Origin of the sequence: Bacillus horti, from assembly GCF_030813115.1 — a bacterium.
Taxonomy (GTDB): Bacteria; Bacillota; Bacilli; order Caldalkalibacillales; family JCM-10596; genus Bacillus_CH; species Bacillus_CH horti.
Genome location: NZ_JAUSTY010000008.1, coordinates 68,523 through 83,709, shown reverse-complemented (window position 1 = coordinate 83,709; position 15,187 = coordinate 68,523). Strand labels below are relative to the sequence as shown.

General features: G+C 39.6%; 17 protein-coding genes. All 17 read left to right on the top strand.

Annotation, left to right across the window (positions count from 1 at the left end; all coding sequences use genetic code 11):
• Position 1 precedes the first annotated feature (1 nt).
• Positions 2 to 619, top strand: coding sequence for a sensor histidine kinase (locus tag J2S11_RS10990; protein ID WP_307394485.1), 618 nt, complete (start codon positions 2 to 4; stop codon positions 617 to 619).
• Positions 579 to 1,295, top strand: a complete 717-nt coding sequence (locus J2S11_RS10985; RefSeq protein WP_307394483.1) for a response regulator — start codon at positions 579 to 581, stop codon at positions 1,293 to 1,295. Before J2S11_RS10990 ends, J2S11_RS10985 begins: the two co-directional genes overlap by 41 nt.
• A gap of 266 nt (positions 1,296 to 1,561) precedes the next feature.
• On the top strand, positions 1,562 to 1,975 hold the full coding sequence (locus J2S11_RS10980) for a glycosyltransferase family 2 protein (RefSeq protein ID WP_307394482.1): 414 nt from the start codon (positions 1,562 to 1,564) through the stop codon (positions 1,973 to 1,975).
• Positions 1,954 to 2,391, top strand: a complete 438-nt coding sequence (locus tag J2S11_RS10975; RefSeq protein ID WP_307394481.1) for a YaaR family protein — start codon at positions 1,954 to 1,956, stop codon at positions 2,389 to 2,391. Before J2S11_RS10980 ends, J2S11_RS10975 begins: the two co-directional genes overlap by 22 nt.
• Positions 2,392 to 3,057: 666 nt before the next feature.
• The gene (locus J2S11_RS10970; RefSeq protein ID WP_307394479.1) at positions 3,058 to 5,373 is read left to right on the top strand and encodes a DEAD/DEAH box helicase; all 2,316 of its coding nucleotides are present in this window, start codon (positions 3,058 to 3,060) and stop codon (positions 5,371 to 5,373) included.
• 229 nt (positions 5,374 to 5,602) lie between these two features.
• Positions 5,603 to 6,388: a ComF family protein gene (locus J2S11_RS10965; RefSeq protein ID WP_307394477.1), complete on the top strand. Its 786-nt coding sequence runs from the start codon at positions 5,603 to 5,605 to the stop codon at positions 6,386 to 6,388.
• Between the two features lie 44 nt (positions 6,389 to 6,432).
• Positions 6,433 to 6,858: a TIGR03826 family flagellar region protein gene (locus J2S11_RS10960; RefSeq protein ID WP_307394475.1), complete on the top strand. Its 426-nt coding sequence runs from the start codon at positions 6,433 to 6,435 to the stop codon at positions 6,856 to 6,858.
• Positions 6,859 to 6,978: 120 nt separating this feature from the next.
• Complete coding sequence (flgM, locus tag J2S11_RS10955) at positions 6,979 to 7,293, top strand: flagellar biosynthesis anti-sigma factor FlgM (protein WP_307394473.1); 315 nt, start codon at positions 6,979 to 6,981, stop codon at positions 7,291 to 7,293.
• Between the two features lie 119 nt (positions 7,294 to 7,412).
• Positions 7,413 to 7,907, top strand: coding sequence for a flagellar protein FlgN (locus J2S11_RS10950; protein ID WP_307394471.1), 495 nt, complete (start codon positions 7,413 to 7,415; stop codon positions 7,905 to 7,907).
• Positions 7,908 to 7,974: 67 nt separating this feature from the next.
• Positions 7,975 to 9,540 carry a flagellar hook-associated protein FlgK gene (flgK, locus tag J2S11_RS10945; RefSeq protein WP_307394469.1) on the top strand — a complete coding sequence of 522 codons (1,566 nt, stop codon included), beginning with the start codon at positions 7,975 to 7,977 and terminating at the stop codon, positions 9,538 to 9,540.
• 97 nt (positions 9,541 to 9,637) lie between these two features.
• A complete protein-coding gene (flgL, locus tag J2S11_RS10940) occupies positions 9,638 to 10,531 on the top strand; it encodes a flagellar hook-associated protein FlgL (protein ID WP_307394466.1) in 894 nt (297 codons plus the stop codon).
• A gap of 7 nt (positions 10,532 to 10,538) precedes the next feature.
• Entirely contained in the window at positions 10,539 to 11,117 is a 579-nt protein-coding gene (locus tag J2S11_RS10935; protein WP_307394464.1) for a DUF6470 family protein, read from the top strand.
• Between the two features lie 127 nt (positions 11,118 to 11,244).
• On the top strand, positions 11,245 to 11,709 hold the full coding sequence (gene fliW, locus J2S11_RS10930) for a flagellar assembly protein FliW (protein WP_307394463.1): 465 nt from the start codon (positions 11,245 to 11,247) through the stop codon (positions 11,707 to 11,709).
• Positions 11,710 to 11,952 carry a carbon storage regulator CsrA gene (gene csrA / locus J2S11_RS10925; protein ID WP_307394461.1) on the top strand — a complete coding sequence of 81 codons (243 nt, stop codon included), beginning with the start codon at positions 11,710 to 11,712 and terminating at the stop codon, positions 11,950 to 11,952. It begins immediately after the preceding gene.
• Between the two features lie 135 nt (positions 11,953 to 12,087).
• On the top strand, positions 12,088 to 12,864 hold the full coding sequence (locus J2S11_RS10920; RefSeq protein ID WP_307394459.1) for a flagellin N-terminal helical domain-containing protein: 777 nt from the start codon (positions 12,088 to 12,090) through the stop codon (positions 12,862 to 12,864).
• Positions 12,865 to 13,135: 271 nt separating this feature from the next.
• Positions 13,136 to 13,918, top strand: a complete 783-nt coding sequence (locus J2S11_RS10915; protein ID WP_307394457.1) for a flagellin N-terminal helical domain-containing protein — start codon at positions 13,136 to 13,138, stop codon at positions 13,916 to 13,918.
• A 265-nt stretch (positions 13,919 to 14,183) separates the two neighbouring features.
• Positions 14,184 to 14,963: a flagellin N-terminal helical domain-containing protein gene (locus tag J2S11_RS10910; protein WP_307394455.1), complete on the top strand. Its 780-nt coding sequence runs from the start codon at positions 14,184 to 14,186 to the stop codon at positions 14,961 to 14,963.
• Positions 14,964 to 15,187 lie beyond the last annotated feature (224 nt).

The following is a 15,187-nucleotide window of genomic DNA, read 5'->3' as shown; positions in this document are numbered from 1 at the left end:
GATGGCTCATATCGTTTTGCGTATGGAATTAGTAGAGCGAGTCCTGCATCAAGAAGGAATGGATCAGGCGATTGCTGAATTAAAGAAAGTGAAGGAAAGTACAAGAGAGGGTTTAGCGGACGTAAGGCGAATTATTTTTGATCTACGACCGATGGCTTTGGATGATTTAGGACTCATACCCACCTTGAACAAATACATAGAGAAGTTGATGAGCAATCATCCTATTCTTATCGAATTGAAGATGTTTGGAAAGGAAATACGTCCCACACCAGCTATGGAGGTTGCCGTTTTCAGGCTCGTCCAAGAAGCACTTAACAACATCATAAAGCATGCACAGACACGTGAAGCTCATATTAAACTAGAATTTCAAGCAGAGCGTATCTATGTCATTGTCAAAGACAATGGGATCGGTTTTGATCCGGACAAGGAGCTCAAAAGTGGCTTCGGTCTAATCGGCATGCAGGAACGTGTCAAACTACTTAATGGGCATATGGTTGTTCAATCTTCACCAGGAAACGGAACAAAACTATTAATTGTCCTACCTATTCAAAAAGATCAACTGGAGGAGGGAATAAATCATGAATCAAACGGACGAAGTGAATATTCTACTCGTAGATGACCACAAAATTTTTCGTGAAGGTGTAAAGAGGATACTAGAGATGGAGGCTTGCTTTAACATCGTGGGAGAAGGATCAGATGGATTTGAGGCTCTTTCTCTTGTTGAAGCCCTAAGACCCGACATTCTGTTACTAGATATCAATATGCCTAATATGAATGGGGTTGAAGCGATGGAACAGATCGTTTCTTCATCTCCAGAAACAAAGGTTATTATCTTATCTATTCATGATGAAGAAGCCTACGTGTATAAAACCCTACAATCTGGAGCAAACGGCTATCTTCTAAAGGAAATGGATATTGATTCCCTGATTGAAGCTGTGAAGGTTGTTTCCTCAGGTGGTGCGTATATCCATCCTAAGGTTACGGGTAAGCTCATTGATGAGTTTCGTAGAATTAAAGTGGAGCAAGAGGTCGAGGCGGAGCGCTACTCCGAGCAAGGTTCTGGTGCTATGCTACTCGATGAGTATACGATTCCCTATCACCTATTAACAAAGCGTGAGTGTGAGGTCCTACAGCTGATGGCTGAAGGAAAAAGCAATAGACGTATCGGAGACATTTTATATATCAGCGAAAAAACGGTCAAAAACCACGTCAGCAACATCCTACAAAAAATGAAGGTCCATGACCGGACCCAAGCGGTTGTTGAAGCGATCAAAAATCATTGGGTGAAGCTGTAGCTGAAGTTGTAACTGATGCTGTGCCAAACTGAGATTAACTTATAGTTAACTGAAGCTGTGCCTAACTGAGATTAACATAAAGTTAACCGATGCTGTGACTCTAACTGAAATTAACCTATAGTAACTGATGCTGTGCAACAACCTTGACAGCAACAGTGACTACAATGATGACTCCCTTCAGGCTGTTCTGCTGGTATCAAACAGCCCACAAAGACCCGCACTCTTTAGGTTTGGTTCGCATACTCTGTAAGAAAGGGGGTATGGGAATGCAAACCTTATTGCTTTGGGGGCTCGCTGTTTATGGACTAACTGTGCTATGGACTCATATGCGCATCCTTTTTTATAGAAAAAAGGAGAACACGACCACACAGCATTACGTGCTGTATACGCATAACTCGCAAGCAAAAATCGAAGGTACTCTACGCTCTTTAACTCAGCTTGCTCAGCTTGAGGGACATAATATTTATTTTTATTTAATTGACTGTGGGTCAAATGATGATACACTAAAGATAATAGACAGGCTTGAAAAAAGTGGGCTACCGATCTCAAGGCTTAGTAGTTTTCCAGCAGAGCTCCCTCTTGAGCATTCTGCTAGAGATGAGCTTTTTACTAGAGATCAGTCCCTGCACGTAGTGGATTTAAGGGAGGGATACGACCGTTGCGTATTGAGAACCACGTAAATACCCGAATCGAACCAATGAAAAAAGAAAACCTTGGGGCTCAGCCTAAGGCAAACTTCGCGCAGCTTGTCGCCCAATCTAGCTTAAGAATGCAAGAGGGTGCCTTACAGCAGCTTGTTAATCGCATTCACGATAGTGGAGAGCGATTAGGGAAGCACATGACGATGGAGAACCTTAGAGAATATAAGAAGCTAGTGAAGCAATTTCTGAACGAAGCAGTAGAGTACGGTATCGAGCTTCAAGAGAGACAGGGCTTTAACTCTAGAGGTAGACCACGTAGCTACAAGATTGTGGAAGAGGTTGATAAGAAGCTTATTGATCTGACTAATCAAATTTTAGATGATGAGAAAAACCAGCTTGAAATACTTTCCCTTGTGGGAGATATTAAAGGGCTACTGATTAATTTATATTCTTAACAAGCATCCGTTACTTGCAGCATGAGAGTAAGGGGTGCTTTTTTGTACGATCAGATTGTATAACTCAACTTTCTCAGGGAAAGTGGCAAATAAGGCTTTAGTCGGGTGAAATTGGTACATAAGACTTTAGCAAGGTGTTAATCGTACATAAGGCTTTCTAAAATGATATTGATACATAAGGCTTTCCAAAATGATACTGGTACATAAGGCTTTATATGATGAAGATTGGCCAAGCTATTCATTACAGTGAGTGACCTGCTATTCATTTTCTGCTGCGGCCTTTTGCATTACGGACTTAAAACATCATAAAGTGACTTCAGTTGTTAGCTTCTTTTGTTTTCGATGCGGTTCATGATGTATGGCTTGCTCTAACGGACAAAATCGCATCTTAGAGAGGTTTTTTTGAACGATATAAATTCTAACGGACAAAATTGCACCTTAGCGCTGTAAATCGAATTAAATCAATAGATTTTTCATTCTAAGGGTCGAAAATGACTGTTAAAAATCTAATCAGGCAAAAAAAGACCTCTAACGGTCGCATATGACCGTTACAAGTGAACTACGAAAGTTGAGTAAGCTTAAAGGTATATAGTATAAGAAAAACTAAGGCTTGCGCTAGGACTTGGCGATAAGCCAAGTCTTTCTAATGTTAAAGAGGAGGTTAGGATGGAAACAGAATTTATAATCTATCAAATATGTACCGCTGAACAGGCACATCACACCCCACCGCATGCACTGCCAGAGTCTCAAGGGACTGACAATCAATACTCTTTACACCAAATAGCTGTCAACCAATCAAATTTAGAACTACCACAATGGTATATCACTCCCCATGTTGCGTACGAATTTGTTGATATTCCATTTTGGAAGAGGATGGAGCAAAGCTTGGGACTATCCATACAAGTAGAAGTACAATATACGCTCAAACATATTGCTGAGCTTGAGAAGCGGGAAGTTCAAAACCTTTTCAGGCATTCCCAGAGTCAGGATGCTACCCAAGATCAAGGTGAGTATTTAGACGCTCAGCTCCTAGGTCAATCTCCTGTCTACCTTCTGAAACAGCTTTGTAGTCACACACCCTCCCAAGGATCATCTTCAAAATCACCCGTTCATTCACACTTACTTACCCATAATCAGGTTCCAATTTCATCCGTTCATTCACACTCACTTACCCATAACCAGGTTCCAATTTCAACTGTTCATGCGGACTCATCTACACATTACCAACGTGTTCCAGCTTTAGCGATTCATCTAACTCCTATAGAGCAACAACTTGCTCAAGCGTTAGCTGGTAGAAGATTAGTCCTTAGTGAAATAGAATCAGCTTGCACAGCACATAATATTCCACTTGATCAACAGCCTACCAAGAAAACTCAGCTTCTTTTCCTTCTACAACGCCTGTATCTATCTGGTTATATTGAATGGATGTCACCGATCGCTTATCAGCACAACGCTTATGGATTGCTAGAGCATGCCTTCTGCCGTAGATGTGGACATTTAGAGCCACAAGATGTAGCTCAATCCTCCTTTTTAAAAGGATGGTTCCATCAGTTGAAAGTAATCAAAAATAAATATATACAAACAAAGCTTACCCTTATCCCCCTCCGAACGTGTCTTTCCTGTCACAGTGATCTCTGCCTATATTGTCCGACCTGTTTGCAGCTAGGAATTTCGAAGTCATGTGAGCCGTACGTTCTGTTCAAGACTCCTCCAGCAGTATTGCAGCTAAATCATAAGACAAAAAAAGAAGCCAAAGTAGCTCAAGAAGCCAAAGGAGCCAAAGTAGCTCAAGAAGCCAAAGTAGCCTTTGAATGGAAGGAATCCTTAAGTCCAGCCCAACAAAAAGCCTCCGATCAGTTAGTTGCTTTCGCTGCTAAAAAGGATAAATGTTCCATACAGGAACATCATTCCAAACCTTGCTCTGAGAGTGCAAACAAGGATTTAAGTATGAATAAACAGACTATAAATGAAAAATGTTCAAACGAGGAACATGAGTATCTAGTTTGGGCCGTTTGTGGTGCTGGAAAAACGGAGATCATTTTTGCCGCTTTGTATGAGGCTCTATGTCAGAGCCAGAAATTAATGATTACATCTCCCCGTAAGGACGTTATCTTAGAGCTTGCTCCGCGTCTTAAATCAGCCTTTCCATCCACAAAAATCGTTGTGCTTCATGGAGATAGTACGGAGAAATATGACCAAGGTGAGCTTTTTCTAGCCACAACTCATCAGTGTCTCAGGTTTTATCAAGCGTTTGATCTAGTCATAGTTGATGAAGTAGACGCTTTTCCCTACAGCTTTGATAAAATGCTTCAATTTGCTGTGCGCCGAGCGAAAAAGGAGCAAGGAAAGCTTATCTACCTTAGTGCTACTCCGTCTAAAAAGCTCCAGGATCGAGCAGAAAAAGGAACACTACCCTACTCTTTAATTGCCAAGCGGTATCATGGTCATCCTTTAGCCGTTCCTACCATTCAAGCGGTGGGAAAGTGGAGAAAATGGATTCTCTCAAGCACCGTCTCTACTGAACTAAGTGAATTTATAGGAGGGATGATCCAGCAAAAACGCTATGGCTACCTATTTGTTCCACATGTAAAAGATCTGCCTCACGTCTCTTCCTATATAGAAAAGGTTCTCTTACCCTACTTATCTAGCAAAGGAATTAATCCAGAGGACAGCTTTAAAATGGACAGTGTCTACGCCGAGCATCCAGATCGAGCAGACATTGTTCAGCGTTTTCGCCGTCACGATATTCATCTCCTATTGACCACTACCATTTTAGAACGAGGTGTAACGATACCCTTTTGTGATGTAGGGGTGTTAGGAGCGGATGACCCTGTTTTCCACACTGCAGCTCTTATTCAAATGGCTGGACGAGCAGGAAGGAAGATTCAAGATCCAGTAGGGAGTGTGTCCTTTTTTCCTGAAAGTATAACGGATTCTCAGGCGGAGTGTGTAAAGCAAATTAAGAGGTGGAACGCTGAGTAGATCAGTGAATTCAGTGAATGGAATATCCAATATTCCAATTAAAATATGAAAACATTAATCTGAGTCAATAACACATTTGAATCAATAACGCCACTTTTGCTCATAACTTTCCCTGTATCTGATTCATTAAAGTTAACACCTTAATCATTATAAAATGAAAGATTAATAGAAAAGGTATGCAAGATTTATAGAGCATGAACCTAGGACACGAAGGAGGAAACGTATAGGAATGAACTGCCTACATTGTCAAAGTCGTATGAGCACACCTTTTCGTTGGACGGATCTTTTCACTTTTTCTATTTTTCGAGCAAATCCCCTCCTACCTGTTGCAGAATGGCTTTGTTTCAATTGCCAAAATCAGATAAAATGGTTAGAGAAGGAGCTTTGTCCCATTTGCTCCCGTCAGCTGGACTCTTTAGACAGCACATTTATCCGAAAGCATAAGGAGCAGACGATTTGCTATGACTGCTATCGCTGGAAGCTGTGGGAGGAGCAAATGGGGATGGGGATGATCTTAGAGAAGAACGTGAGCGCGGTATCCTACACTCCCATTGTTCAGGAATGGATGGAGCAGTTTAAGTATAGAAAGGACACTAGACTAGCTTACTTCTTAGCTTCACTCATTGTTAATAAAGCTCTTCCTAGGCTTGATCGAGAGGAAATGGATATGATCCTACCCATTCCTCTATCTGCGATGCGGGCTAGAGAAAGAGGATTTAACCAAGCAGAAAGACTGGCTGATTGCCTTGCCTCGGCGTTACAACTGGAGGTTACAAGTGACATTTTAACGATGAAGGATGACCTTTTTAAGCAAAGTAAAAAGAGCCGGGACGAAAGATTAGCAGAAATGTTGAAAAAGTTCCTTAAAAATCAGCAGAGTCAGGTCGATATATATAAAAAGAGAGTTTTATTACTAGATGATGTATATACCACTGGTGCGACCCTGTACGCTGCTGCATTTATACTAAGACAAGAAGGAGCGGCTACCGTCACTAGCCTAACCTTAGCGAGATAATCATACTGTGCCTATCTCAATACGTATAAAAGGAGAGCATAAATATGGGTTTCAATCAATTGGATAACTGTCCGAAATGTGGCACATTATTTGTAAAAGGTGTACGGGATGTGTGTAATTCCTGCTTTGAAGAAGAGGAAAAGGCGTATAACGCCGTAGCGAATTATCTGCGTAAGTCAGAAAATAAGAAAGCTAACATTAATCAGGTTAGTGAGGATACAGAGGTTAGCATTAAGCTGATCACTAAATTCATCAAACAGAAGAGAATCTCCCTCATAGGCTTGCCTAATATGGGCTACCCTTGTGAATCATGCGGTGTGATGACAAGAGAAGGTCAGCTTTGCTCCTCCTGCCGTGACAAGTTCACTAAAGGAGCGGAAAAGCAAAATAGGCAGCTTAGGCAGGAAATTGAAGAGAATCAATATAAGGTCAAGGATACAGGATACATGCATCATAAGGATAAAATATAGAGAATGATTACAAGGGTCAGTTAGAGGCTGTAAGTTGTAAAAGGATAAAATATAGACATGTATCAATCGGATAACCTAAGTACTTTAGAATTTCACCAGGATAATATGTAGGAGTTTTATATGGATGCAATGAAAGGTAGACAAAGGGAAGTGATTATGATGAAGATTAACAAACCATCAAACTCGGGCTTTATTAACCCGTATCAAAAAACACAGAATAAAACACAGGTATCTAAAGCAGCTCAAGCTAAGAGAAAGGATCAGGTGCAAATTTCTGATCAGGCTAAGGCCATGCTTGGAAACAAGGTCAACACTGATCCGGTTCATCAGCAGAAGGTTAAGGAGCTTAAGCAGCAGGTACAGAACGGTGAGTATCAGGTGGACAGTCGCAAAGTAGCGGAGAAAATGTATCAATTTTGGTTTGGTGAGGATTGATCGGTTTTATTGGGTTATCGGTTAGATGAATTGAGAGACTCGGAAGTCTAATAGGTTACGTCAATAAGGATAAAGCCATATGAGCTTCCACTTTAAACTACTTAGTAAGGAGGAGCATTATGCTTCAGCCTATTATCGCAAGCTTAGACAGCTTACACGCTACTCATGAAGAACTGCTTGCTTTATCAACAAAGAAAAGAGAGGCTTTAATCCAAAGTGATCTCGAGCAAATTGTGAGTATAAATAAGGAAGAATCGAAGCTGCTCAAACAGGTCGGTCAGCAGGAGAAAGAACGTTTAGAGCTTGTTGCTGCTTTTCTGCAGGCGAGTGGCAAGGGAGATCTTGAAGGGACCTTGAGTGACATTATTGAGGTCATCTCCGATTTGGAGCAGAAGCGAGTTGTGGAGGAGAAGGCTTATAATCTACAAGTTACACTATTAGAGCTACAAGAAGTAAATATAACGAATGCTAATCTCCTTACTGACTCCATGCATTTTGTTCAGTATTCATTAGATCTTTTTACAGATTCATCGGATCAGCATAATTATCAAAAGAACGCTTCACAGTCAAAGGGCGAAGGAGTTAGAAGAAGTATTTTTGATACCAGAGCCTAATTTGCTCATAAATAGAAGGAATACACATAAGGACAGAAAGAATTCATTTTTATAAGGATGTGGAACTATGATCTCGAGCTTTCATGGATTGGAATTAGCTAAACGCGGTTTGTTTGCTCAACAGACGTCATTAACGACAACGGGACATAATATTGCAAACGCGAATACACCAGGATATTCTAGGCAACGCGTTAATTTGGTCGCTTCCAATGCCTTTCATTCCCCTAGTATGAATAGAGTCCAAATCCCAGGGCAATTAGGGACAGGAGTAACGTTTGATTCTATTACACGAATTAGAGAATCTTTTTTAGATGATCAATTTCGTACTCAGGCCCAAGCGTTCGGAAATTGGAAGATTAGAGCGGATTCTTTAAGTAAGATTGAGGACATTTTTAATGAGCCAAGTGATGTGGGCTTTCAATCTGTTATTGAAGAGTTTTGGGACGCTTGGCAGGATCTAAGTGTATCGCCTGATATAGCTGGAGCTGTTTTAAAGGAGCGAGCTTTAGCGTTAATAGATACATTTAAACATGTAGACACAAAGCTAGCAGAGCTAAGTCAGGATTTAACTACAAGCATTAATCTAAAAGCAAGTGAAGCTAACACCTTCATTACCCAAATAGCCTCTTTAAATCAGGAAATTCGTAGGATTGAGGGTATCGGTAATAATGCGAATGATTTAAGAGACCAAAGAGATTTAATCGTTGACAAATTATCTCAGATTGCTGATATAAACGTGACTGAGGATGCTAACGGCATGTACAACGTTGCTTTAACGAACGGAGCTGTTTTGGTTCAAGGTAATGCTCCTACACTATTTGGGGATGGCGTCGCTGTAGAGCAAGTTAGTGGTGGAGAAATTGCCGGAATGATTGCTTCACGTGATCAAATTGTCAATGAATATCAGGCACAGCTAGATGCTATGTTTAAAGGCTTAATATACGGGGAGGTAAGTGTCAGAATTCCCGAAGGAAGTGTGCTCCCTTTAGATGTTGAGTATGGCCCTGCTGATAATCGTCAAACCTTAACGGCTGGAGAACCTGTTCCTGCAGGTGGAATTGACGTTACAGTCAATGGAATTAACGGATTACACCAATTAGGTTGGACATTTGACGAAGATGAGAATGGTAACGCCATTCCTGGTGGTCCATTTTTTATTCCGGCTGATGAAGAGAATTTCTCAATTCAAAATGTACAATTAAATCCAGATATCATGAACAACCTAGACCGTATTGCAGTTTCTTGGCGAGCGGAACAAGTTGATGGAGTGACAAAGGTAATCAAAGGAAACAATCACTTAGCCTTAGCCATGGCTCAGCTACGTGATTCACAATTTTCCTTTACTCCTACTGTTGGTCCAGCACAAACCGCGACGTTTGATCAGTACTTTAGATCCATTATGGGAGCATTAGGTGTTCAAGCTCAAGAGGCTGAGAGACAGATGTCTAATCATCTTCTTATCATGGACAAAGTAGAAAACAATCGCCAGTCGATTAGTGGTGTTTCTATAGATGAAGAAATGGCGAATATGATTAAGTTTCAGCATGCCTATAATGCTTCAGCACGGATGATGACAACTATTGATCAGTCCCTAGATACGATTATTAATCGTATGGGCTTAGTTGGCCGTTAATAATTACCAAGTCACGTTCAATTGTTGGCTCATCTTCATTGAGAATAAGAATATTAATTTTAGATTGAAGTCATAAATTTAGAGAGTAGGTGAAGGAATGAGAGTTACACAGTCGATGCTTAACAATAATATGCAATCCAACTTGAGAAACAATCTATCTCGATTAGAAAAGGTACAGAACCACCTTGCAACTGGGAAATTAATTAATAAGCCTTCAGATAATCCGATTGGAATAAGCTATTCTATGCGATATCGTAGTGAGCTTGCTGCTACTGAGCAATATCAGAGCAATCTTAACATAGGACTCTCATGGCTAGAACAGACAGACACCATGCTTAACCAAGCTACTAACATTGTCCATAGAGCTAAGGACTTAGCACTTAGTGGAGCGTCAAGTGAAAAAAATCAGCCAGCAAGAGATGCTATTGCTGCTGAAATCGACGAATTGTTTCAACAATTGAAGGATATTGCCAACAGTCAATTAAACGGAAGATATATTTTTAATGGTCAGAAAACGGATCAGGCCCCGTACCCTAATGATGATTCCTATCAAAATGCTTCTTTTGATAAAGGAGATATTTCATTTGAATTATCAAGAGGAATAGTCATTCAAGTTAATGTGGATGCAGGAAGCATTTTTGGCGAGGTCAATGATGCTGATAACATTTTTGCAACGTTAGCAAATATTAGTGAAGCTTTAAAATCAGGGGAGACAGAGACTGTTAGGCAGCTTAGTGGAAACTTAGATAGTCGGTTGGAGACTATGCTAAATTCATGGTCAGAGGTTGGGGCTAAGACGAATCGTGTGGAGTTAATTGATGAGCGTTTAAAAGATAGTAACTTGAATCTACAAGATCTAATTTCTAAAACGGAAGATGCAGACCTTGCTGAAGTGATTATGCGTTTAAAAATAGAGGAAAGCGTGTATCAGGCCAGTTTAGCCTCTGGAGCAAGAATTATTATGCCAAGTCTTATCGATTTTCTAAGATAAAGGGCTGATGATGAATATTCCTCAAATTAGGATATCGCAGACATTTGCCCAACTGTCTATTCAGCAGGAGCAAGGCACACTTGAACTTGAGCAGCCACATGCAGATGTTCAAATTAAAAACACATTACCTGTCATGGAAATGAGTAGAGAAAATGGGCAACTCCATATTGATCAGTCTGAAGCATGGGCTGCCTATGGATCAGAGAATCCCATAGATTGGACAAAACGGTTGACCAATCATATTAAAAACGTGGTAGTTCCCCAAGCGATTGCTAGGATAGCGCAGGATGGTGATTCTTTAGGAGATATTGCTCGTTCCAGAACTAGTATTGCGGATATTGCTAGACAAAACAGTATGATGACAAGAGAATTAAGTGCTGTCGGGGAAGGCTCGTCTTTAAATATTTCAATGGAGTATATTCCAGACAACCTTAATTTATCTTTACGCGAAGGATTAGCTGATATTCAAGTCACTCCACAAAAACCGTCTATCCAGCATAAAAAGGGTCATTTTATGATTTCACAGGCTCAATATCCTTCAATTTCTATTGATTGGGTTGGTCAGAGTGTTGACAGAGCATTGTAAATCATAGTGTACTATTTTAATATAATGAGAGTTAGTGCGTGCTGCATTAACTCTCATTTTCAGATAAGGAACGTATTTAAAACTAGTCCGTTGGCGAACTAGTTATCAAAAGATTGAGGTGATCGTCTTGGTAATACAAACAAGCAGATTCGGTGACATTGAATATTCTGAAGAGCAGATCATTCATTTTACAAAGGGTGTATTAGGATTTGAGCAAAATAAACAATATCTATTACTCCCAATAGATGAAAAAGATACATTTTACTTTCTCCAGTCTGTTGAAGATGCTCAGCTAGGTTTTTTTGTAGTGAACCCATTTCTATTCTATGCTGATTATGATTTTGAGCTTCCTATAGCAGCAGTAGAGGAACTTAACGTATCTTCTCCAAATGATGTTCAAATCGTATGTATTTTATCTAGCACAAACTCTTTAAAGGAGTCAACGATGAATCTCAAGGCTCCAATCGTATTGAATATAGCTAACAAAAAAGCTATGCAGGTTGTACTCGAAAATGTGGGGTATCTCATAAAGCACCCTTTGTTTCCAGATCAAGATGAAACAGAAAATCTTAAAACAAAGGCTGTGAAATAGATGCTAGTTCTCACGAGGAGAAAAGGAGAGTCTATCGTTGTTGATGATTGCATTGAAATTGCAGTTATTTCTGTTGAAGGAGATACAATCAAGCTTGGTATAGAAGCACCTAAGAGCATCTCAATATATAGGAAAGAAATTTACCTACAGATTCAGAAGGAAAATGAACAAGCGGCTAAAGTAGATATTGATTTGAATGATATGAAAAATCAAAGCTGGATAAATAAAGGTAAACAAATTTAGCTAATCTTATTAAACAACGAGTTTTTTTAGCCGATAAATATAATAGAGGTGCTCATTTGTATGACTGGCCAGCCATATGGACACTTTTTTCCTACAAGGATGTAGGATACCAACTTTCAAGGAGGAACTTGAATCATGAGAATTAATACGAACGTAATTGCTTTAAACTCTCATCGTAATCTATCGATGAACACGTTTAACACAAGTAAGAACACAGAAAGACTATCTTCTGGATTGAGAATCAACCGTGCGGCAGATGACGCTGCAGGTCTATCCATCTCAGAAGTAATGAGAGGTCAGATTCGTGGTCTTTCACAAGCTCAACGTAACGTACAAGATGGTATTTCATTTGTACAAACAGCAGAGGGTGCGTTAAATGAAGTAAGTGCCATGCTAACACGTATGAAAGAATTAAATGTACAAAAAGCTAATGGTACCTACTCTCCTGATGATCTTAAAAACATTAACTCAGAATTAGATGAGCTAGGTGCACAAATTGATGAAATTATGACCAAGACCACGTTTAACGGAATTAACATTAGTGGTGCTGGTGGTGCTATTTCAATCGTTACTGACGATGGTGGTTCAAAAATTGATATAGATAGAATTGTTACAACTGGTTTTGCTGGTCTAGATAATGAAGATGACTTGGATGCTATTGAAACGGCAATAACAAATGTAGCTTCACAAAGGGGTACACTAGGTGCGAAGCAAAACCGTCTAGAGTATACGTCTAACAACCTAGGGACTACAATTGAAAACCTTCAAGCGTCTGAGTCACGTATTCGTGATACAGATATGGCGTTAGAGATGATGGGCTTCACTAAAAACAACATTTTAACTCAAGCTGCCACAGCGATGCTCGCGCAGGCTAATCAGCTACCGCAGGGAGTTCTACAGTTAATTAGATAATTATAAGCATTAAGTATTTAAAACTTTTAAAGAGATCCTAGGAAGTGCCCAGGGGTCTCTTTTTCATGGGATGAAGTTGTTAAAAAACTTATGTAATGGACAAATCTTTGGCCTAACTTTAAAACATAAGAAAAAAACAAAGGAAAAATGATAAACAATTAGGGGAGCCATTCCGATATACATAGTAAGGTGTCCTGCTAATGGCTGGCCAGTTGTGTGGACACTTCCCCACATGGACGTGGGGTATTAAAATTCAAGGAGGAACAAGAAAATGAGAATTAATACAAACGTAATTGCCTTAAACTCTCATCGTAACCTATCGATGAACACATTTAACACAAGTAAGAACACAGAAAGACTATCTTCTGGATTGAGAATCAACCGTGCGGCAGATGATGCTGCAGGTCTATCCATCTCAGAAGTGATGAGAGGCCAAATTCGCGGTTTGTCACAAGCTCAACGTAACGTACAAGATGGTATTTCCTTTGTACAAACAGCAGAGGGTGCTTTGAATGAAGTAAGCGCTATGCTAACACGTATGAAAGAGTTAAATGTACAGAAAGAAAATGGTACTTACTCTGATGAAGATATTAAAAATATCAATGCGGAGTTAGATGAGCTTGGCCTACAAATTGATGCCATTATAGAAAATACTACCTTTAATGGAATTCATATTGGTGGAGACGATGCTGCAGATGTAAAAATTGTTGTTGATGATATTGGAACTGAAATTGTAATTGAGAGCTTCGCAAACGAAGCTGCTTTTACAGACTTAGACAGTACTAATACTCGTGAAAATATTGAAGCTGCTATCAAACAAGTTGCTGCAGAAAGAGGTACACTAGGTGCGAAGCAGAACCGTCTAGAGTATACATCAAACAACCTAGGAACTACGGTCGAAAATCTTCAAGCCTCTGAATCCCGTATCCGTGATACAGATATGGCGTTAGAGATGATGGGCTTCACGAAAAACAACATCTTAACTCAGGCTGCCACAGCGATGCTGGCGCAGGCTAATCAATTACCACAAGGTGTTCTACAGTTAATTAGATAATTTGAGCATTTTAATGCTTTTAAAGAGATTCTAGGATATTGTTCTAGGGTCTCTTTTTTACTTTAATCATATTTTTTTAATCAAAACTAAGTAAAAAGACATGATTTTTGTAAATACATGCAAAAAAGTTACAATAACAGTAAACATTTTGAATAAATAATCCGATATATATGGTAAAGGTGTCCAATTGTATAGCTGGCCAGCAATATGACTACCTTTCCCACAAGGAAGTGGAGAAAATAACCCTCAAGGAGGAACTTGAATCATGAGAATTAATACGAATGTCATTGCTTTAAACTCTCACCGTAATCTATCAATGAACACATTTAACACAAGTAAGAACACAGAAAGACTATCTTCTGGATTAAGAATTAACCGTGCAGCAGATGATGCTGCGGGTCTATCCATCTCAGAAGTAATGAGAGGACAAATTCGTGGTCTTCAACAAGCTCAACGTAACGTACAAGATGGTATTTCCTTTGTACAAACAGCAGAGGGTGCTTTGAATGAAGTAAGTGCCATGCTAACACGTATGAAAGAATTAAATGTACAAAAGGAAAATGGTACTTACTCTGATGAGGACAAAAAGAACATTGACTCAGAATTAGATGAGTTAGGTACACAGATTAAAGAAATCATGGAGAATACTACATTTAACGGTATTAAAATCAGTGGTGCTGCAGGCACTAAAGTCGAAATTGTTACAGATGACGGTGGATCAAAGATTGAAATAAATGTAATTAACGCAGCTGCGTTTAATAACTTAACTAAAGCAAGTGGTCGAGCACTTGTTGAAACGGCAATAAAGAGTGTAGCTTCTGAAAGAGGTACACTAGGTGCGAAGCAAAACCGTTTAGAGTATACTTCAAATAACCTAGGAACTACAATTGAAAACCTTCAAGCCTCTGAATCCCGTATCCGTGATACAGATATGGCGTTAGAGATGATGGGCTTCACGAAAAACAACATTTTAACTCAAGCTGCTACAGCGATGCTAGCGCAGGCGAATCAGCTACCACAAGGTGTGCTACAGTTAATTAGATAATTCTAAGCATAAGCATTTAATACTTTTAAAGAGATTCTAGGAAGTGCCCTAGGGTCTCTTTTTCATGGGATGAAGTAAAAACTTATGTAATGGACAAATCTTTGGTCTGTCTATAAAATATAAAAAAATAAAGGAAAAATGATAAACAATTGGAGAAGACATTCCGATATACATAGTAAGGTGTTCTGCTAATGGTTGGCCAGTTGTGTGGACACTTCCCCACA